This window comes from Acinetobacter sp. AHP123 (assembly GCF_023757925.1).
GTDB classification, from domain to species: Bacteria; Pseudomonadota; Gammaproteobacteria; order Pseudomonadales; family Moraxellaceae; genus Acinetobacter; species Acinetobacter oleivorans.
The window spans coordinates 2665809-2685925 of the sequence record NZ_CP092454.1 but is presented as its reverse complement, the minus strand read 5'-3'; the positions used below and the strand labels follow the sequence as shown (position 1 = coordinate 2685925).

At 35.7% G+C, this 20117-nt stretch carries 23 protein-coding genes and 1 pseudogene; 9 read left to right on the top strand and 15 right to left on the bottom strand.

Annotation, left to right across the window (positions count from 1 at the left end; genetic code table 11):
• Nucleotides 1–38 precede the first annotated feature (38 nt).
• A complete protein-coding gene (locus MJX77_RS12800; RefSeq protein WP_252059274.1) occupies nucleotides 39–1430 on the bottom strand; it encodes a 3-oxoacyl-ACP reductase in 1392 nt (463 codons plus the stop codon).
• A 235-nt stretch (nucleotides 1431–1665) separates the two neighbouring features.
• Here MJX77_RS12800 and MJX77_RS12795 point away from each other — a divergent pair, with 235 nt between their 5' ends.
• Nucleotides 1666–3237 carry an acetyl-CoA C-acetyltransferase gene (locus tag MJX77_RS12795; RefSeq protein ID WP_013197427.1) on the top strand — a complete coding sequence of 524 codons (1572 nt, stop codon included), beginning with the start codon at nucleotides 1666–1668 and terminating at the stop codon, nucleotides 3235–3237.
• Nucleotides 3238–3300: 63 nt separating this feature from the next.
• Here MJX77_RS12795 and aceI read toward each other — a convergent pair whose 3' ends face one another.
• Entirely contained in the window at nucleotides 3301–3735 is a 435-nt protein-coding gene (aceI, locus tag MJX77_RS12790; RefSeq protein ID WP_252059273.1) for a chlorhexidine efflux PACE transporter AceI, read from the bottom strand.
• A gap of 90 nt (nucleotides 3736–3825) precedes the next feature.
• On the opposite strand from aceI, the gene aceR reads away from it, so the two are divergent.
• The 3 genes from aceR to leuE all read left to right on the top strand — a co-directional run bounded on the left by aceR (nucleotide 3826) and on the right by leuE (nucleotide 6564).
• A complete protein-coding gene (gene aceR, locus MJX77_RS12785) occupies nucleotides 3826–4719 on the top strand; it encodes an HTH-type transcriptional regulator AceR (protein ID WP_151768350.1) in 894 nt (297 codons plus the stop codon).
• 131 nt (nucleotides 4720–4850) lie between these two features.
• The gene (gene tal, locus MJX77_RS12780; RefSeq protein WP_252059272.1) at nucleotides 4851–5840 is read left to right on the top strand and encodes a transaldolase; all 990 of its coding nucleotides are present in this window, start codon (nucleotides 4851–4853) and stop codon (nucleotides 5838–5840) included.
• Between the two features lie 73 nt (nucleotides 5841–5913).
• On the top strand, nucleotides 5914–6564 hold the full coding sequence (gene leuE, locus MJX77_RS12775; RefSeq protein WP_049837344.1) for a leucine efflux protein LeuE: 651 nt from the start codon (nucleotides 5914–5916) through the stop codon (nucleotides 6562–6564).
• Nucleotides 6565–6615: 51 nt separating this feature from the next.
• Here the strand turns inward: leuE and MJX77_RS12770 are convergent, their stop codons facing one another.
• Nucleotides 6616–7089 carry an Lrp/AsnC family transcriptional regulator gene (locus MJX77_RS12770; protein ID WP_004791690.1) on the bottom strand — a complete coding sequence of 158 codons (474 nt, stop codon included), beginning with the start codon at nucleotides 7087–7089 and terminating at the stop codon, nucleotides 6616–6618.
• Between the two features lie 186 nt (nucleotides 7090–7275).
• On the opposite strand from MJX77_RS12770, the gene MJX77_RS12765 reads away from it, so the two are divergent.
• Complete coding sequence (locus tag MJX77_RS12765; protein WP_252059271.1) at nucleotides 7276–8451, top strand: benzoate/H(+) symporter BenE family transporter; 1176 nt, start codon at nucleotides 7276–7278, stop codon at nucleotides 8449–8451.
• 57 nt (nucleotides 8452–8508) lie between these two features.
• Here the strand turns inward: MJX77_RS12765 and MJX77_RS12760 are convergent, their stop codons facing one another.
• The 3 genes from MJX77_RS12760 to MJX77_RS12750 form a co-directional block, all read right to left on the bottom strand.
• Nucleotides 8509–8952, bottom strand: a complete 444-nt coding sequence (locus tag MJX77_RS12760) for an RDD family protein (protein WP_252059270.1) — start codon at nucleotides 8950–8952, stop codon at nucleotides 8509–8511.
• A gap of 260 nt (nucleotides 8953–9212) precedes the next feature.
• Nucleotides 9213–9386, bottom strand: coding sequence for a hypothetical protein (locus MJX77_RS12755; RefSeq protein ID WP_151828452.1), 174 nt, complete (start codon nucleotides 9384–9386; stop codon nucleotides 9213–9215).
• 176 nt (nucleotides 9387–9562) lie between these two features.
• Nucleotides 9563–9790, bottom strand: a complete 228-nt coding sequence (locus tag MJX77_RS12750; RefSeq protein WP_252059269.1) for a hypothetical protein — start codon at nucleotides 9788–9790, stop codon at nucleotides 9563–9565.
• 290 nt (nucleotides 9791–10080) lie between these two features.
• On the opposite strand from MJX77_RS12750, the gene MJX77_RS12745 reads away from it, so the two are divergent.
• Both MJX77_RS12745 and MJX77_RS12740 read left to right on the top strand, forming a co-directional pair.
• The gene (locus MJX77_RS12745) at nucleotides 10081–10524 is read left to right on the top strand and encodes a universal stress protein (protein ID WP_004791681.1); all 444 of its coding nucleotides are present in this window, start codon (nucleotides 10081–10083) and stop codon (nucleotides 10522–10524) included.
• Nucleotides 10525–10784: 260 nt separating this feature from the next.
• Nucleotides 10785–12371 (top strand): ATP-binding cassette domain-containing protein, encoded by a 1587-nt coding sequence (locus MJX77_RS12740; protein WP_252059268.1) that lies wholly within the window; start codon nucleotides 10785–10787, stop codon nucleotides 12369–12371.
• Between the two features lie 65 nt (nucleotides 12372–12436).
• On the opposite strand, the gene MJX77_RS12735 is transcribed toward MJX77_RS12740, so the two are convergent.
• From MJX77_RS12735 to MJX77_RS12730, 3 genes and pseudogenes are all read right to left on the bottom strand, one after another.
• A complete protein-coding gene (locus MJX77_RS12735) occupies nucleotides 12437–12865 on the bottom strand; it encodes a hypothetical protein (RefSeq protein ID WP_005306476.1) in 429 nt (142 codons plus the stop codon).
• A gap of 35 nt (nucleotides 12866–12900) precedes the next feature.
• Nucleotides 12901–12987, bottom strand: a pseudogene (locus MJX77_RS19395) (hypothetical protein); the annotation flags it as partial.
• A 47-nt stretch (nucleotides 12988–13034) separates the two neighbouring features.
• Entirely contained in the window at nucleotides 13035–14147 is a 1113-nt protein-coding gene (locus MJX77_RS12730) for an OmpW/AlkL family protein (protein ID WP_252059267.1), read from the bottom strand.
• A gap of 380 nt (nucleotides 14148–14527) precedes the next feature.
• Here MJX77_RS12730 and MJX77_RS12725 point away from each other — a divergent pair, with 380 nt between their 5' ends.
• Nucleotides 14528–15034: a GNAT family N-acetyltransferase gene (locus MJX77_RS12725; RefSeq protein WP_252059266.1), complete on the top strand. Its 507-nt coding sequence runs from the start codon at nucleotides 14528–14530 to the stop codon at nucleotides 15032–15034.
• A gap of 88 nt (nucleotides 15035–15122) precedes the next feature.
• Here the strand turns inward: MJX77_RS12725 and MJX77_RS12720 are convergent, their stop codons facing one another.
• The 4 genes from MJX77_RS12720 to MJX77_RS12705 all read right to left on the bottom strand — a co-directional run bounded on the left by MJX77_RS12720 (nucleotide 15123) and on the right by MJX77_RS12705 (nucleotide 17441).
• Nucleotides 15123–15485, bottom strand: coding sequence for a NirD/YgiW/YdeI family stress tolerance protein (locus MJX77_RS12720; protein ID WP_252059265.1), 363 nt, complete (start codon nucleotides 15483–15485; stop codon nucleotides 15123–15125).
• 248 nt (nucleotides 15486–15733) lie between these two features.
• Complete coding sequence (locus MJX77_RS12715) at nucleotides 15734–16021, bottom strand: hypothetical protein (RefSeq protein ID WP_049836941.1); 288 nt, start codon at nucleotides 16019–16021, stop codon at nucleotides 15734–15736.
• Between the two features lie 268 nt (nucleotides 16022–16289).
• Nucleotides 16290–16421, bottom strand: coding sequence for a hypothetical protein (locus MJX77_RS12710; RefSeq protein ID WP_252059264.1), 132 nt, complete (start codon nucleotides 16419–16421; stop codon nucleotides 16290–16292).
• A gap of 150 nt (nucleotides 16422–16571) precedes the next feature.
• Entirely contained in the window at nucleotides 16572–17441 is an 870-nt protein-coding gene (locus tag MJX77_RS12705) for a LysR family transcriptional regulator (RefSeq protein WP_004791662.1), read from the bottom strand.
• Between the two features lie 225 nt (nucleotides 17442–17666).
• Between MJX77_RS12705 and MJX77_RS12700 the strand changes: the two genes are divergently transcribed.
• Nucleotides 17667–18521, top strand: coding sequence for a DMT family transporter (locus MJX77_RS12700; RefSeq protein WP_252059263.1), 855 nt, complete (start codon nucleotides 17667–17669; stop codon nucleotides 18519–18521).
• Between the two features lie 53 nt (nucleotides 18522–18574).
• Here the strand turns inward: MJX77_RS12700 and MJX77_RS12695 are convergent, their stop codons facing one another.
• Nucleotides 18575–18838 carry a hypothetical protein gene (locus MJX77_RS12695; RefSeq protein WP_013197412.1) on the bottom strand — a complete coding sequence of 88 codons (264 nt, stop codon included), beginning with the start codon at nucleotides 18836–18838 and terminating at the stop codon, nucleotides 18575–18577.
• Between the two features lie 161 nt (nucleotides 18839–18999).
• Nucleotides 19000–20106: a minor capsid protein gene (locus tag MJX77_RS12690; protein ID WP_252059262.1), complete on the bottom strand. Its 1107-nt coding sequence runs from the start codon at nucleotides 20104–20106 to the stop codon at nucleotides 19000–19002.
• Nucleotides 20107–20117 lie beyond the last annotated feature (11 nt).

Genomic DNA, 20117 nt, shown 5'->3' with positions numbered 1-20117 from the left:
AAAGGGATGCACAAGCACCCCTTTTTAGCTAAAAGTGCTTAAGCGCCCAACAAGCTTTGACCACATACACGTACAACGTTGCCGTTTACACCTGTAGAAGCAGTTGATGCAAACCATGCAATCGTTTCTGCTACATCAACAGGTAAACCACCTTGTTGCATTGAGTTCATACGGCGACCAGCTTCACGAATTGCAAATGGAATTGCCGCAGTCATTTGAGTTTCGATGAAGCCCGGTGCTACTGCGTTAATGGTAATACCATTTTTTAAGATAGGTGCAGTAAATTTAACTAAACCAATTACACCAGCTTTAGATGCAGCATAGTTTGTTTGACCAAGGTTACCAGCAATACCACTAATTGATGATACACAAACAATGCGGCCATTTGCATTTAGACCATCGTTTTCTAACAAGTAGTCATTTACACGTTCAGCAGCAGACAAGTTAATGTTAATAACCAAGTCCCAAAGCTCTGGCTTCATGTTTGCCAAAGTTTTGTCACGAGTAATACCTGCGTTATGAACGATAATATCTAAACCGCCTTGTTTTGCCGCAGCAGTTTTAATTTTTTCGCCCGCATCAGCAGCAGTAATGTCAATTGCCAATGTAGAACCGCCAATGTCAGCAGCTACACGGTCAAGGTCAGCTTGTTGTTGTGGTACATCTAAACAAATAACATGAGCGCCATCACGTGCAAGCACATGTGCAATTGCTTCACCAATACCACGGCTTGCACCAGTTACTAATGCAGTTTTCCCAGCAAGCGGTTTAGCCCAGTCAACATCAACCACATCTGCTTTAGATACACGAATCACTTGACCAGACACATAAGCTGAACGTGGAGAAAGCAAGAAATGTAAAGTTGATTCAAGGTTTGCAGCAGCGCCTTCGTCTACATAGACAACTTGAGCAGTAATACCCTTTTTAAATTCTTTACCTACAGATTTGATAAAGCCTTCAAGTGCACGCTGAGCGATCGCTTGTTTTACAGTTTTTGCAGTTTCAGGAGTTGTACCAATGACAATAACACGACCAGAAGTCGCAACTTGACGTGCAATCGGGTTAAAGAATTTATAAAGTTCATTTAACTGTTCTGAGTTTTGAATACCAGAAGCATCAAATACTACTGCTTTGAATTTTGATTCTTTGTCGCCTGCATTAAATGGGCGTAAATTTAAACCAACTTTTGCAGCTTCTTGCTGTAATGCAACATTATTGCCTACATAGCTGTCAGCATGAATATTGCTAAGTACTTGTGCAATCGCACCAGATAATACACTTGACGGCGCTGCGCCAACCAATACTGCACCATTCACTACTGGCTGAGCACTTTCAAAACGCTCTAATGCAACTGGCGATGGTAAACCCAGATTTTTAACAACGAATTTACCAATAGGAGATTGTGTAAATGCTTGGTATTGATCAGTCATGATTATTATCTCTCAAAGAAATGAATTTTCTACGACAGGCTTCATTATGTTATGAGATGAATAGCAACAATATGAAATCAGTCGTTCATTAGAGTTACTTCAAATCATACTTGAGTTCATCTTTGGATGTCTTGACCTGAATGCTATCTACAATGTCATTCTAGTCAATACAGGTCTATTTGAATTGTGTTAATGTAGCTTATAAGAATATCGTTAATATGCTTGGAAAAGCCTTATGAGCAAGACAACTCAAGAAAATCCAGCAGTCGAGAATTCTGCTGAGGAAAAAGTGTCAAATACATCAAAGCCGGCTTCTAACACGGCTAAGCGTAACAGCACAACTCCTAAAGCAGCAACTAATACTCCAAAAACGACACGTACTCGTTCAACGACTGCACCTGCACGTAGCCCTCGTAATAAGAGCGCTGCTACAGCAACCCCATCTACATCTTCTAATAATGTAGTTGCAGCACCAAAAGCAACAAAAACCAAAACTTCTGTTCAACAGGATAAAACCATGAGCCAAAACACTGTTCGCCGCGTTGCAATTATTGGTGGCAACCGTATTCCATTTGCACGTTCAAATACTGCTTATTTTAAAGCGTCTAATTCTGACATGCTGACAGCAGCATTGAATGGTTTGGTTGAGCGCTTTAACTTACAAGGTAAGCGTATTGGTGAAGTCGTTGCGGGTGCTGTTTTAAAACATAGCCGTGACTTCAACATGACTCGTGAAGTTGTATTGAGCACAGATCTTGCTCCTGAAACTCCTGCTTATGACATTCAAATTGCTTGTGGTACAGGTTTACAAGCAGCTTTTGTTGTTGCAAACAAAATTGCACTTGGTCAAATCGATGTAGGTATTGCAGGTGGTGTAGACACAACTTCTGACGCACCGATTGCTGTAGGTGATGGGTTACGTAAAGTTTTACTTGAGCTCAATGTTGCTAAGACTGGTAAAGACCGTCTCAAAGCTTTAACAAAAATTGATTTTAAAAAGCTACTTGATGCTCCAAGCAATGGTGAACCACGTACTGGCCTTTCAATGGGCGAGCACCAAGCAATTACTGCTTTAGAATGGGGTATTACTCGCGAAGCGCAAGACGAATTAGCTGCAAGCAGCCATCAAAAACTTGCTGCTGCTTATGAACGTGGTTTCTTTGATGACTTAATCACTCCATTCTTAGGTCTTAACCGTGACAACAACTTACGTGCAGACAGCACAGTTGAAAAACTTGCTAAATTGAAGCCAGTTTTCGGTAAAGGCGAAACTGCAACAATGACAGCGGGTAACTCAACTCCGTTAACTGACGGTGCTTCTGTTGTATTGCTTGCTTCTGAAGAATGGGCAAAAGAAAATGGTCATGAAGTTTTAGCTTATCTTTCTTTCTCTGAAACAGCGGCTGTTGACTTCATTGGTAAGAACGGCCCTAAAGAAGGTTTGTTAATGGCTCCTGCTTATGCAGTCCCTCGTATGCTTAAGCGTGCTAACCTTAAACTTCAAGATTTCGATTTCTACGAAATCCATGAAGCATTTGCATCTCAAGTGTTGTCTACGTTGAAAGCTTGGGAAGATGAAAAATTCTGTAAAGAACGTCTTGGTTTAGATGCACCTTTAGGTTCAATTGACCGTTCTAAACTGAACGTAAATGGTTCATCTTTAGGTGCAGGTCATCCATTTGCTGCAACTGGTGGTCGTATCTTGGCAACTGCTGCTAAATTGATTAATCAAAAAGGTTCAGGCCGCGCATTAATCTCGATCTGTACAGCAGGTGGTGAAGGTGTTGTAGCAATCGTAGAGAAATAATTCTACGGTTCACCTTTAAAAAAGCACCCATCAGGGTGCTTTTTTAGTTTAACAACTTAATTTTTAATGAAGTGATGCTGCTTTAGCATCTGGGAAAAACTTATCTTCGATATGGTCATAACACCACTGGAAAATAAAGGTATAAACCAAAATACATAAGGTTAAACCAATATCTAAAATAAGTGCATCGATGACACTCATCTGAAGCATATATGCAATCATCGGTACTGTTGCAATCAACAAGCCACCTTCAAAACCAATCGCATGTAAAATCCGCACAGGGATCGTTCTTTCCCAATTATATTTATGCTCTACTTTTTCGAAATAGTGGTTAAAAATCATATTCCAGAAAACTGAAACAACTGCCATAAACATACCGAGTGTTCCGGTTACGTCCATTGGCATATCAAAAATAAAACTTAATGCAATCGCAATGATGACCAATAAAATTCCTTCATAACTGATTGCATGAATGAGCCTTCTCTTGGAAATCAACATTTTTAAATACTCAATAATAACTTGGATAATGTGCATTTTATTTTTATAATATTGATTAATCCAATCAGGTTCTTTCACTTTTTTTGACAGATGAATATTAATCAAGAACAACTACTCATGTTTCAGGCCGTAATTGAAACCGGCTCTTTTTCAGCAGCAGCACGTAAACTTGGAAAAGTTCCTTCGGCTGTAAGCATGTCTATTGCCAACTTAGAAATTGATCTGAACCTGACTTTATTTGACCGTAAAGGCCGTGAACCAGTCCCTACTGACGAAGCACGGGTGCTATACGAAAAGACATCTCAGCTTTTGATTGAGATGAATCAATGGAAACAACACGCTCACGCGTTAAGTACAGGGTTAGAAGCCAATTTAACTCTTGTAATTGTCTCTGAACTTTTACACACCAATTGGACCGACTATATTTGTCTTTTAGAAAGTCGTTTTCCAGACTTACAAATTAATATTGTGTCTGCTCCTCAAGAAGATGCACTTCAAATGTTATTAGATGGCTCTGCACAACTAGCATTGATGTTTGAACGCGAACACCTAGATAACAGAGAACAATTTGTAGAACTTAAACGTGAGGCTTTAATTCCGGTTATTTCAAATAGCCATCCCCTCGCAAGCCAAAATCAGGTTTCTTATGAACAAATCCTTACTACACGACAAATTGTAGTTGCGAGCCGAGATGAGACTTTAAAACCTGAATTGCTATTTTCGAAACACTATTGGCGTACAGACAACCATCACTCTGCTTGTTTAATGATTTTACGTAATTTGGGTTGGGGTGTTCTTCCTCAAGAAATGTTTAAAGAAAACCCTGAATTAAAAAACAAGCTTAAGGTATTGGATTTATTAGATTTCACTCCAAGATTTGAATATTACGTCGACTTAGTATGGAGCCGTGAAAGTGAACTTGGTGCGGCAGCCAGATTTCTAATTGAATATATCCGTAAGCAACGAATGCAACAGGCACCTTAAAATTATTTCAATTGAGATGCAGAACCTAAACGTTTTTCTTTGAAATATAACAATTGATATATCGACAGCATGAATAGACTTTGTGCTATAAAAGAAAACATAAGATTTATTACTGAAGATGTTGAATATCAATGACTCATACAGCACTTGACCAATTAAAAACATTAACGACCGTTGTTGCCGATAGTAGTGACCTTGATGCAATTCGTAAATTTCGTCCATTAGACGCGACGACAAATCCTTCATTGATTACGGCAGCCGCAGAACAACCTGAAAGTAAAGAGCTGATTGAAGATGCTTATTATCAAGCCAAAGAAGAAGGCTATAGCAACGATGAGTTAATCGAAAGAACGATTGATATTTTGACTGTAAAATTTGGCGTAGAAATTTTAAAACTCATTGAAGGCCGTGTTTCTACAGAAGTTGATGCTGCACTTTCATACAACACTGAAGCCACCATTCAAAAAGCACATGAATTATGTGAACTTTACAAAGGTTATGGTATTGATCAGTCACGCATTCTGATTAAAATCGCGTCAACTTGGGAAGGTATTCAAGCTGCTAAAGTACTTGAAGCTGAAGGGATTGCTTGCAACCTCACTCTCCTTTTCGGTTTGCATCAAGCTCAAGCTTGTGCAGAAGCTAAAGTAACTTTAATTTCACCATTTGTAGGCCGTATTTTAGACTGGTACAAAAAAGCTGAAGGTGTAGACGCTTACCCAATCGAAAAAGACCCGGGTGTGGTTTCAGTTAAGAAAATCTACACTTACTACAAACAGCAAAATATTCCAACTCAAGTGATGGGTGCGAGCTTCCGTAGCATTGATCAAGTGCTTGGACTTGCAGGATGTGATTTGCTAACGATCTCTCCTGGTCTACTTAGCCAGCTTGAGCAAGATACGCGTACAGTTGATGCAGCTCTTGATGCGACTAAATCAAAGCAAGCAGAGTCTATTGTTAGACCAGCTCAAAATGAACAAAGCTTTAAAGATGAACTTAATCATGACTTAATGGCATTCCAACTTTTACAAGGTGGTGTTGATGGCTTTATTAAAGCCCGTGACCAATTAAGTTTTTTATTACGTCAATCTTTTGGAATTGATGCGGAAATTAAACCTTAAAAAACTGCACTTTTCATACAAAATCACCGATTTTTGTTATCATGGCAAAAATCGGTTTTTTATTGGGTTTCTCGTGTTCGGCATAACAGATCTAACAACATATATTATTGGTACATTCCTAATTGTGTTATTGCCAGGGCCTAACTCTCTATATGTGATGTCAATTGCTTCACGTTATGGGATTAAAACCGGATATATGGGCGCATTAGGTATTTTTACTGGTGATCTCATTTTAATGCTGTGTACTGTACTAGGGGCTGCGTCTCTACTTAAAGCATTTCCATGGGTATTTGTTATTCTTAAATTAACAGGTGCACTTTACCTATCTTATTTAGGCTTTAAACTCTTACAAGGCAGTATTCAACGCTGGAAACAACGTAATCAGCCACAACCAGAAATGGCTGATTTACCCGCTTTAGATAAAGTTCATCCTTATAAAACAGCACTCAGTATTAGTTTACTTAATCCTAAAGCGATTTTATTTTTCCTATCTTTCTTTGTTCAATTTGTTGAACCCGACTATGCCTACCCCGCTCTAAGTTTTTTAATTTTAGCGGTTATTTTACAGGTGATTAGTTTTAGCTATTTAACGGCATTAATCTTCTCTGGAATTAAACTTTCAGCATTTTTTAAACAAAACCATAAAATTGCTGCGAGTAGTATTTTTTTAGTCGGAATTCTATTCTTTGGATTTGGTCTAAAACTAGCAACCTCAACAATCTAATCATCGTTACCTATCGGTTTTTTCACTATAAAGTTAAAACATGATGAGCTATTAAAATGCCAGCATGCCATCTGTTTTAACTTCATTGAGCACAAAAAATGTTCTGACTTGTCTTACTCCAGGTAAAGCAATAATCTTTTCACTATGGAATCGGTTAAACGCAGCTAAATCTTTAACACGAATTTTTAGAAAATAATCGACTTCTCCCGCTACCAGATAACACTCTAAAACATTTTCCAAATCACCTGATGCTTGTTCAAATGCCTGAAAGCTATCAGGCGTTGAACGGTCTAAAACCACTCCAACGAGTACTACCGTATCACGTTGCACCATGCTTGGATTGATCCTAGCGCGTACATCTAAAATTGCCCCAATCTTAAAAAGACGCTGTGTATGATTCCAACAAGATGAAGTACTTATGCCTACGAGCTTAGCCAATTCGGCATTACTTAAGCGTCCATTTTCTTGTAATGCGCGCATAATTTTCAATTCGAGTGGTGATAAGTTTTCAGCCTGCTCTTCCATAAAACGATATTCCAAATTTAGTGTTATTTATGGAAGGAATAATATCATTATTCGATATTTTAAAAATATTATTTCTATTTTAGGTTAAAAATAGAAAGCACCTTCTTTAAAAAAATTGTTAGATTTAGCGAGCTGAAAGCAAAGGCAGAAACATATTAATTTTTCAGGGATTTAGAACATTTAGCTATGCAAAAGATTCTTCAAGATTTTTCTATTCCAGCCGTATTCGCGGGTTTCATTACCTTTCTTATTGGTATTAGTGTTTCGGCTATTTTAGTGATTCAGGCTGCCCAAGCTTTAGGTGCTTCACCTGAACAAATCACCTCATGGTTTTGGGCTTTAGGTTTGGGTCTTGGTTTATCAGGACTTATTCTTTCGTGGAAATTTAAATACCCTGTAGCAACTGCATGGTCAACCGCTGGTCTCGCTTTAATTATTGCAACTGGCGGTGGATATAGCATAAATGAAGCAATTGGTGCTTTTTTAGTGGTTGGTGTACTGACAGCGATTTTAGGTTTTTCTGGAATTTTTCAAAAAGCGCTTTCCTATATTCCGCAAAGCTTGACCAGTGCCATGCTTGCAGGCGTTTTACTCAAATTTGGTATTTCCCTATTCGCCAGTTTGCAAAATGATTGGGCATTCGTTTTATCTTTGCTCGTCATTTATATCATTACAAAAAGATTATGGCCTCGTTATAGCATCGTGTTCACAGCACTAGCTGGTGTTGTGCTCTGCCCTGTTTTTTTAGACTTTCATATGCCTACGCTTCACTGGTCTTTGGCTAAACCTGTTTGGATTAGTCCTGTCTTTAGCTGGTCGGCTCTTTTGGGCTTAGCCTTACCTCTTTTTGTGATTAGTATGGCTTCGCAGTATTTACCCGGCATTGCCATGATTAAAAGTTATGGCTATAAACCACATGTTAACCAACTGATTGGCTGGACAGGTTTAACCCAAGTTTTGCTTGCACCTTTTGGTTGCTATAGCGTTAATATTGCTGCGATTAGTGCAGCTGTATGCCTTGACGATCAAGTTCATCCTGACCCAAGTAAACGCTATATTGCTGGCATAAGCTCTGGTTTTTTCTATGCATTGATGGGACTATTTGCAGCAACACTGACAAGCTTGCTCATGTCTTTTCCCCATATCTTTATTGTAGCTTTAGCTGGCATCGCATTACTTGGTACCATTAGCCATAACATTGCGCTTGCCTTTGGCCCTGTTGAAGACCGTGAAGCTGCATTATTTACCTTCTTATGCAGTGCTTCGGGCATTCAATTTTTTGGTATTGGCTCAGCCTTTTGGGGACTTATTGTCGGCATTATCGTATTTGTAGTTCTTAAATTTAAGGTTAAAAAAAGTTAATAAAAAAGCGTTCATAGCCCCCTTTTTCAATGCTATGAACGCTTTTCAATCTTATTTTTATAGCTCTCTTACTACCACTGATTTTGCCATTTTGTCATGCCAACCTTGTTTTTTAGCATCAAATGCAACCCAAAAAAGACCAATACCAAACACTAAAATTGATGGAATGTAGCCAACATATCGAATAATACTCTGCGTAACTGTTAGCTTACTACCCGTTTTTTCATCTAAAACTTTTAATCGCATCAATCGTTTACCCGGCGTTCCTGCAAAATACAGCCAACATAAAACTGAATACAATAAAGGAAATGCATAGTTCACAATCAAATCGAACCAATAATTTTGTGGCTTAGTACTTAAACCTGTGGCAAAGACTAAGTCGTAATCCCCTTGATAAAAAATCCATGCGGCAGGAATAACAGCCAAAAAAAGAATAAGAGTATCAATGATCATTGCACCAAATCTTAACCAGAATCCTGCATACTCATACTTATAAGTCATGCTCACCTCGCTTTGTTATTGTTTAATAGCTAAAACGCTTTTACAATTTTACTTTCATCCTAAATGAAACTTTTTTATTTTTAAATACTTAAATAAACTTAAAATATTCTACTTTTATATTTTATTGTAATAATTCCGATCAAAAAAAACGTTATTGTATAAATATTCATCAAAAAACTAATATTTTTAGAACTGAATTTTTTCATTTCAGTTCTATTGGACAATTTTACAGGAAATTAAAATACAAACTCATATTATATTTATTTCCAAAATAAAATATCTAATTTAAACTCTTTTTTTAATAATAATGCTGCAAATAATAGAGCTAATCCAATAATAATCAAAAAAACACTTAAACTGATTACTCCATAAACAATAGCTACACTGCCTAATATAGCTAAAACATAAAATATAATTACACTGAATGTCGGCATTTCAATTTATTCCACTACTTAAAATAAAAGCAATTTATTCTATCGAGTTTATAAACGATTGCTGTTTTCAAATGTTGGCTACACCATTAATTTGTATCATCATACAATAATCATGTTATTAAACTTATTTAGTGTTACTTTGGTTTAATAACAAGTGATGTAGTTCACATAATTTTTTATTTAATTTCAAAATAATGTTTTTCAGTGACGAGTCTAATTTTTAGATTTTTATATAAGCGTTCTTTTGAGTCTTCAAGTGAAGGGACAACTTTTTCTGCAAATTTATCTTCGGTCATCAGTCTGGCATAAGTTTTATAGCCAATAACTAACTTTTCGGGTTCTTTACCTGTTTGACGGAACTCTTCAATAAGTTTATTAACTTTCTTTGCTGTTAAATCAGCCATCTTCCTCACTCTCCCCTTAATTCATTATTTTGTTATACGTTTTCTATATGACAGAAATATGAACAGTAATTTTTTGTAATTTTCATGTAAATATTATCAATTATTTAGCAATGCCACCTAAACGGCATCTCAATCAATAGAAAAATAAACACAAGCCAATGATTTAAAATAAATTTATTTAATTTTCCCTTCCTGTGACTGAATAGATGTTTACCGTGAATGAAATATGTTAATCTTTAATTAATAAATGCTTCATACATATAACAACTGTAAATAAGAGGAATAACATTATGAATTACCAACATATTATTGTACCAGTCGATGGTTCGGAAATTTCGTTAGCGGCAGCAAGACAAGCAGCTCATATTGCAAAAGCTTTTGGGAGCAAATTGACCGCTATTAGCTTAGTTGCGGTAGATCCTTTTAGCGGTGTAGATTTTTATTACATCTCACCTGTTGTAAAAGATTATTTTGTTGAAGCAAGAGCAAATGCAGAAAAAACACTCGCAACTGTAAAAGCTTTATGTGCCGAAGAAGGTATTGATGCCGAAACTCAAATCATCCAAGGTGAAATTTCTTCAGATGGTATTTTAAAGGCTGTAGAAGGCTTAGGTTCCGATTTGATTGTGATTGGTTCTCATGGTCGCAAAGGCTTCCAAAAACTTATTTTGGGTAGCTTTGCTCAAGATGTTTTAAACAGTACCAAAATTCAGGTATTGGTTGTAAAAGAATAAACTTTTTTAGATGCAAAAAACCCAATCCAACGATTGGGTTTTTTAATAAAATAAATTGCATAAATTTTACACTAATCAAAAATCCAGCTAGAATAGTTTCTTATTCTTCCAATTTCGTGAGTCACGCCAATGAAGTAAGTCTTTTTCTCATCAATTTTTCTTTTTTTGATGTGCAAAATAGACTATTTTTTTGTGATTTAACGTCTCTGCTTAAAACTACTTTTCCTATTTTGTACATCCTGTATTTATGAGGTTTTTTTATGACTCAGCAGGCATGTGTAATATCACAACTCTCTTTAGAATTTTCATCTAAAGTCATGTTTCAACAACTAAATTTTAGCCTTGAATCGCATCAAGTATCTGCTTTAATTGGCCGTAATGGTCAAGGCAAATCTTTGCTTATGCAAATTTTAAATCAGACGCTTAAATCAGATTCAATTCTGACGTCTGGGCAAATATCTTGGTATGTAAAGCATGCATATTTACCTCAGTTGCATCGTTTAGCAGCACAGACCATTGCCGAAGCATTAGATATCCTAGATATTTATCAAGCTTTTAAAAGAGTTGAACAAGGTGTTGCCAACTTTGATGATTATGATTTGTTAGAAGGTAAATGGGACCTCCCTGCCTTATGGAATAATTTATTGGAGTCTGCGGGTTTACCAACAGATTTAGACTTTCCAGTGAAAAACCTAAGCGAAGGTCAAAAAACAAAATTGGCATTAAGCTGTTTATTTCTAAAATCAGATCATTACTTGCTACTTGATGAACCTAGTAATCATCTAGATCAGGAATCTAGAAAATGGTTAATTGATCATTTGAGGAAACACCCAGCAGGTGCCCTTATCATTAGTCATGATCGTAATTTGCTGAATGAAGTAGACCATATTTATCATTTGAATGAACATGGTTTACATCACACTACGGGAAACTATGAAAAATTTTATGGCCAGTACCAAACTCATGTTGCAGCTCTAGAGCAATCTGTTCAACAAGGCCAACGCGACGTTAAACACATGAAGCAAAAGCAGCATGAAGTACTAATGAAAGCTCAAAAACGTGAACGTGCTGGAAATAAATTACGCGAATCAAATTCTCAAGCCAAAATTTTGCTCGATTTTAAAAAGGAACAAGCAGGCCAAAGTATTGCTGCTATACAGTCTCAGCACCAACGACAAATTTCGAACAGTCAAAATGATTTAACAGACAAAAAAATGCTTCTTGAAACCGTCAAGCCACAACAGTTTGTCTTCCCTACTTTTCATAAGAAATCTGGAGAAATTCTTCGCATTAAAAAACTTAAACTGAAATATGGAAAGCAAAAACCCATAGATTTAGCGGTACAGGCAGCCGAAAAAATTCACATAACGGGTCAAAATGGTATTGGTAAATCGACACTATTCAAAGCAATTCAAGCTCAAAACAAACAGCCATGTGACAGCATTCACTTATTTGTAGAGTGCTTTTATCTGGACCAAAACTTTAGCTTTCTATGTGATGAAATGACGGTGATTGAAAATCTAAGCCACATGAATAGTGAGCTTTCAGAACTAGAATGGCGAAATCTATTAGGCCAACTTCGAATTCGAGGTGATAAAGGTACACAACTTTTATCTCAGCTCAGTGGTGGTGAAAAACTCAAAGTAGCTTTATTGGCGCTTAGCCAGATACATCCTACCCCTGAACTCTTGTTATTAGATGAACCAGAAAATCATTTAGATATTGAATCTAGAGAACTATTAGCTACTGCTATTCGAAGCTATGAAGGTGCTGTATTGCTCATTTCACATGATCAAACTTTTGTTGAAAGTTGTGCTATTCATGAGTCTTTTTCTTTAGCCGATTAATCTTTATTGATATCTTTTTCAAATTTACTAGTTCTCTTTTGAGAGCTAGTAAATTCTAGCAACCATTATTTTTTTACTTTATTTAATATTTCAATATCTAGACTATATTTCACAGTTTTATTTTTACGAGCACTATTTCGCATTTGGTAAACCTGAACAATATAATCACCATCGACTGGTAAAGTAAGTTCTCCTTTAGATCCCACAGTTGAACCAATTAATAATGCCTTATCTTTACCTGGTTTTTTACCTGGGGCAAAAATATTAACATAGGCTAAATTACCAAGACTATTAATATTGAATTTTAATATTTGTCCATTCTTTGCGTAAACTCTATATCTCACATCATCATAACCCTGAAATTTCCCAGTTAATGTGGTATGAGTTGAACCTTGTAAAAAATTAACTTTTTGCTCAACATTTTTAGCTAAAACTGTGAATGATGCAGTTGAAATTAGCGTAGATAATAATAAAGTTTTAATAATTTTTTTCAATTTCTAATCCTCAAAAATATTTTTAAACTATTATATTAAAAATATTTTTTATAGAATTTTACTTTATGTATGAGTTTAACAAGTAATAGTTATTTTTTATAATTAGTAACAAATAAGGTATCTCAAAGTTTAAATATGATTAACTCCGAGATACCCTTTTTTAAAAATATTAGAATCGATACCCTACCCCTAAATAGGTAATCAGTGGGTCAATATCAACTTTTGTTGTGGCATGTATTAAGCGAGTCCCCGTATTTTGATTGACGACATCAATTTGGGCATTGTTGCTTAACTTTGCATAGGACACAGAAGCTACCGTATACCATGAATCGTTAAAGTCATAGGTAAAACCAGCAGTAAAAATAGGCGCTATCGCATCATCTGCATCGACATTAACGACCATTTTTCCACTCGATTCTTTCCGGTCTAAAGCCGCTCCAGCTTTGCCATCTAATACATTTTGGATCATATGGCCTGCAGACACTAAATCAGAACGAATTCCATCGTTGAGTTTAATATCATTAAAATGAGCATACATTAAACCCACTCCAACATAGGGTCTAAACTTATTTACCCCACTTTTACCAAACTGATATTGTGCTTCTATGGTTGGTGTCCATGCTCGAATAGTTGCAGCTTTAGATTTATTGCCTAAGTTGGTAATCGGAATGGCCTGTCCTAAAGTAATTCCATTTGGGAAAAGATATTTCACTAGGTCATTAGGAGACACTGCGACTCCACTTAATGGCGCTAGGATCTCTCCTTTTCCTTTAACATCAACTTTAGGTGGAATTCCGCCAATAAATTGTAAAGACACATTGTCATTCAGATAATAGTTAAAGGTTAACCCCAACGCATCTACATCATCAACCTCAAGCCCGGCATCATTTTGTTGCCAGTTTTCGATCCCTTGAATCGTCGCAACACCGGAAACTTCAGATTTAATATTACCGTTCTCATCAAGAATAATCTCCCTCATGTACTCATCTTTTAATGCTAGCTCTAGAAACTCCTTTTGATTAAAAACTTCTCCTCCTAAGTCTACTTCTGTGGCATTAGGATCAACCGAATTTAAAAAACTGGTTGTTGAAATAGTACCGACTTTAGCTGCGGTTCCATTTTTAACAGCGGTATTAATATTAAATGGATTAGCTTTACCCTGTGGCATTACATGTAGCCAACCAGCAGAGACAGAGAATCTTTTAAATTCCTGCGCATAACTCGTACTTGTGATTACAGATAATGAACTCATTATTGCTATTTTTATTACTCTTTTTTTCATTTTTATTCCATCCTAGAAATATATTGCTGATTTTGCAATATAGATATGGAATATAGCCAAGTTGCCTTTTTTATCAATCAGTATAATTTTTAAACAAAATTAATTTAGATAAATCCATCAATTTATCTCATTAATTACATGAAATAGTTATCTAATTTTTCTGACGAATGACATAATTAAAATTAAAAATAATTTAACGAATGGTAAAATAAATACATAAAATTAGTCTTATTTGACTAGCTGTTATGCTTGAGTTTTTTAAATTAGAATCTAGCTAGATATTTAATGTTCTTCATAGATATTTCAATAAAAACCAACGAAGGGAGCTTATCTAAAGAAGTTACATCGTTAGCCAATCAATAAATCTGGAAGAATTTTTAATGAATATTATTATTCGTGATGAGCAAGTTGAAGATATAGAAACCATAGAACACTTAACTAAAGCAGCTTTTCAAAATGCTGAGCACACGAGTCATACTGAACATTTTATTGTTAATAATTTAACAAACCACGGTCAACTCACCATTTCTCTCGTGGCAGTTGAAGATGGTTCTATTATTGGACATGTTGCTATTTCTCCAGTTCAAATCAGTTCAGGAGAAATGGGTTGGTATGGTTTAGGCCCTATTTCAGTTCATCCAGATAAACAAGGGCTGGGTATTGGTTCCCTTCTGATGAATAAATCACTAGAAAAATTAAAAAAATTAGGTGCAAAAGGATGTGTTTTATTAGGTGATCCTAACTTTTACAGCCGCTTTGGTTTTAAAAACTATCCTGAGTTAATTTTGCCTAATGTACCGAGTGAGTATTTCCAAGCATTAAGCTTCTCAGGTCATTTTGCTAAAGGCTATGTAAGCTATCATGAGGCATTTAATGCAACGCAATAATAAAAATTATTATCTTTCAAAAGAAAACTCCTAAAATAGGAGTTTTCTTTTTTTACTTTGAACAATATTAATATAAATTAATCTAGTTTTATTTAACACGTTCAATCTTAAAAACTTCAATATCGGTAGGCTTAACTCGATGTGTATCCACCTCTCCTACAACACGCACTTTATCCCCAGCTTTCAGTTGTAGAGGCTTCCACAAGTCATCATCAATATCAATTACAATCGAACCGGTAGCATCTTTAAACTCAAAATGATCACCAGCAATATGCTTTACGATCGTACCCGTCAAAGTTACTCCAGATTCATCAGCCAAAGTTTTTGCTTTAGACACTGTGACTACATTTTTTGTCGCTTCTTTTATTAATGTAGCATCGGGCTTAGCCAATACCGCATTACTACCCAATAAAGCCAACCCAGTGAAAGTTGCTAAGAATATTTTTTTCATTGCTATGACCTAATTTTAATGTTCTTAGTTATATAAACAAATTCTTTTAAAGTTATAGATTTAGCTTTTGTGTTTTTTTGTATCTTATAAGAGAGTTTCTTTAATCATGTCATGTAGGAACACCAAAGAATTTCTTTAGGTTCTCTTTTCCAAAAACAATTTTATAGCCTTTAGTTTTGTCATGAATTTATTTAAGAAAGCGTGTTTCTTAAGTAAATTAAACCCAACATTAAAATACCACTTAATTGTTAAGCAACAAGTTGGCCTAAATTCAATAAAATATTTATGGCTTCTGTCTCATCCTCTGTTTGCCCAACAATCATTCTGTCATATGAAATTCCACCAATCTCAATATAAATTTTTGGATGAGGAAGCTGAGGGATATAAACTTTGAGTGGTTGATAAAGAGCAAGAAGATAACCAAATGAATCATAAGGATAATGATCATCTTTTAATGTCTTCTTTATCACCATATAAGTGTTCAAAATATCTAGAATAAAACCATATTCATTTTCAGAATGAAATTTAGCGTCCATACCTACCTCCTTGATTAATTAATATTTTTATAATCAAATTTAAGGTTAAATTTCTGATCTGATGGTGTAACCAATTCACTTTAAATATAGAGTTATATTTAAAGTGATTCCTGTTGAATTAAATATATTTAAAACCAAGTATATTAGTCAACATATTTTGAACAGTGCCATTAAAAATAAATATTTCGAGTTACAAATCACACTTTAAGCTTAAAATAAAAAGATATAAAAAAACCCATCTTACGATGGGTTTCGAAATTCATCTGGATTATGAATCTTTGTCCATTGAATGAGGAGTAGTCGTTTTATCTTGCTGCTTTGTGTCATTTTCACCTTGGCAGGCACTCAGACTTAAAGAAATAATGGCAGCTAAACCCAAAGTAGCCATAATTTTTGTCATATTTCACCTCATGAATTATTCAGATAGTGAGTTAATAAATACTTTTTATTAGTTTTACGATCAGCATAGGTTTCTAGGCTTTTTTGTAGATTTAACGCAAAAATGTAAAGCTCTTTAGTTTCATCTAAATATCAACTTAAGATTTGAACATTAAACATTAACTGAGTGTCTGAGCGTTTTAATGAGTAATTCATATAGGTGGTCTACAGCTTTTGACTCTAAAGAAGATCTACTCCGATAAACAGCAGCCTCCATTGGTTCTAATGGCCCAAGTCCATGATCTGCCCCTAATATGGTTAAATGCTCAGGTGCACTGCATTGTGTGAACACAGCGATTGCTAAACCGCTTTCAACTGCTGCAATTTGACCAGCCAAACTTGAACTGTTGTATACCACACGGTAACGGCGACCTTGTAATGCCAAAGAATGAATAGCACTCTTTTTAGCTTGGCTGGTACTTTCGTAAACTGCAATTGGAAGCGGATCTTCTCGCCAGAGTTCAAATTGTGGAGAGCCAACCCATACCATCGGTTCATGAAATAACAATGTTCCTTGACGAGCGTTATCTCTTGAAATTAATGCCAAGTCTATATCCCCACTTTCTACTCGCGGAATTAACGAAGTCGACTGCTCACAGATCAATTCAATTTCAACACCTCCGTAACGTGGCGCAAAACGTTTGAGTACTGGCGTTAAATATTTAGCGGCATAGTCATCAGGTACTCCAAGGCGTATACGGCCCTTTAATTCATCTCCGTGAAATGCCATTTGAGCTTCTGCATGTAAGTCGAGAATTCGGCGTGCATAACCTAAGAGTAGCTGTCCTTGCGACGTTAATTCAATTTGTCGATGTGTTCGTATTAAAAGTTGGCAATGTAGCGCTTCTTCTAGTTTTTTCAGTTGCATGCTAACCGCAGACTGTGAGCGATATAACTCAGGTGCCGCATTCGACAATGAGCCTGTATCAACGACTGTGACAAAACACTTTAACCAATCAATCTGTAAGTTTTTTATATTCATTACGATTTATCTATTCGATTTTCAAATAGTATATAAAAGAATTATGCGCTTTTCTTTATCTATTCTCTCTCCCATACTGAAATTAGAAGAAGTTAAAACAATTCATTTTTCTAAAAGAAGATATCCGTGAATTGATTAATGTCTGAATAACACGTTAATAGCGACGCTGACTAACAATTTCATCACTTCGTATTTCTTAGGTATTACGCACTAGGAGGAGGTTTTATGCGCCTAAATAAACAGATGCTTGCATCACAAAGTGCAACATCTATTTTCGTTTTACTTTGGGGAAGTGCTGCAATTTTTACTCGTTGGGGACTCGATAATGCCTCACCCATAGCCTTATTAATTCTCCGCTTTTCTACTGCTTTAATTGCTCTGTCGCTACTGGCTATTTTTAGAAAACGGCTCTTACCCAAGTATGGAACCCGTAAGCAAGTTTTACTAACGGGCCTACTCATAATTGCAGGTTATTCAATCTGCTATTTTAAAGCTATGGCTCATGGGGTCACGCCTGGTTTGATGGCCACAATCATGGGAATACAACCCATTTTAACGCTTTGCCTTCTAGAAAAGAATTTACAAAAAGAAAGACTTTTCGGTTTACTCATTGCTTTAGCTGGACTCATTCTTTTAGTCTGGAAAAGCCTAACAATGTCGTTTATTGCGCCAATCGGCATATTCTTTGCCTTGGCTGCCCTCATCTGTATAACCTTTGGGGCTATCATGCAAAAGAACATTCAACAGGCTCCGACAGATGTCTTACCCCTACAGTATGTAGTTAGCCTTATAGTTTGCCTATTTATAGTTCCCTTTGAACATTTTGAAATAACGTGGAATTCACAACTGATTATTTCTGTCTTATTTCTTGGAATTTTAATTTCTGTAGTTGCACAACTTTTACTTTACCGACTTTTAAGTCAAGGCAATATTGTCAACGTGACAAGCTTGTTCTATTTAGTTCCCATTGTTACTGCGCTCTTAGATTTTCTAATTTTAAAAAATACGTTACCTCTGGCAGGTTTAATTGGGATGATTGCAATTTTACTAGGCTTATTGCTTGTATTTAAAAAGAGATAACTCATAGAAATAATATAGAACCCTCAACTGAGGGTCTTATTTTGAGTAAAAGTTTAATCTAAATTTTTCCAGTCTGTACCAATTTGAGCTAATGCTGGAAGTTCATCGCTATTAAAAACATTAGAATTACGGTCAATAGCAAATCGATAGATGGGCATAGAATCAGCTTCAGTTTTCTTAAAGAAACTGAAGTTTTCATTAAGATGATAATTGCCCCCTTCTGTAGATTTTGTTGCTGTTCCTGAAGGTATATGAGTATAACTTTCACACTCTACTTCAACATTATTTCCAGTAAGATCTTGGTAGGAAAATTTCATGTTTTAATCCTTTCTAAATTTTTATGATTGAGAAAAACTTAACATGCTATCTGGCTAGATTATTGAAACTTTTTTAACTAATTGTTTAAGTGTGTATATTTGGTTAAAACTAAAAAAGTTATTCAAGATAAAAATCCTATTTAAAATGCTTCGGTTCTCACTCACAAATCCAAAAATTTTAGCGCCCGCTCATCAAGTTCTTTAAGTTCCTCGAGTGTATATAAGCGCCCCTCTGGATCAAAAAATTTATCAAAATCGAATTGCCCTTCTTTATATAATTGATATCGTTTAGGCCCTAACCATTCTTTTTGAAAGAAATCATCTGTCAGTTTAAAAAACGCTTTAAAAGAAGTATTTGCATCTAGCTGACCAGTTAATTGTTCGCGCTCATCTTTAGGAATATCTTTAAATTTTCTTTCATCCATAATGAAAGCTCGACTACCAACGAGCTGACCATCCTCAAGAGTTGGAACTAAAATGCTGCGACAATGGGGATGCAAAGGCGGAACTTTTTTTGCCGGATCGTTAAGCTGCCATACCGTTCCATCAAGTGAAGCGCATGTTTTCGATGTTCTCCCATCAAGAACACTTACAAATCTGACATATTCAAACTTTAATTGTTTATAACTATTTAAATATGCCTGATTCGATATGTGGCTTCGAATTGTACGTACAGCTCGTTCAATATCTGTTTTAGTACTATTGAGTAGCCCATCTTCATATTTAAGACGTTTAGTTCCATGAATACGCTGAATAATTTGTTGGGTTGTAGCACCAATATTAAGCCCATCTCGAATCGCATATTCAACTCTTTGACGAGCTACCTCAGCAATTTTAGAGAGTAGTTCATCTACTAATGCTCCACCCGCTAAAGGAATGCGTTTAGCAGCTTTATAGAGTTGCTCGCCTTTTAGCTCTTTATGTGGGCCGCCAAAAATTTTTGATATATATCTAGCTTCATAGAAAGCTAATGCCACAGCAGATATTGTAAAAGTGTCAGTGAGAGCTTCATTAATCAAATTAAACCAGTGAGAAATTAGCGCGCGTATCTCTCTTAAATTTGCTGTTGAATAAATTTCACCAGCCAATGCTGCTTTTTCCTTTTCATTTAGCTCATCTAATAAGTTAGCCAACTTATCAAGCATGGTAACCGTTTCAGAATTAAATAAATTAAGAAGTTCGTTCACCGATCTTGATGATGCTCGATATAGATAGGCCTGATGCTGAGTCAAAATATCAAAAAGTGTTTTTTGATGAAGATTAGCCATAAAAATTTACC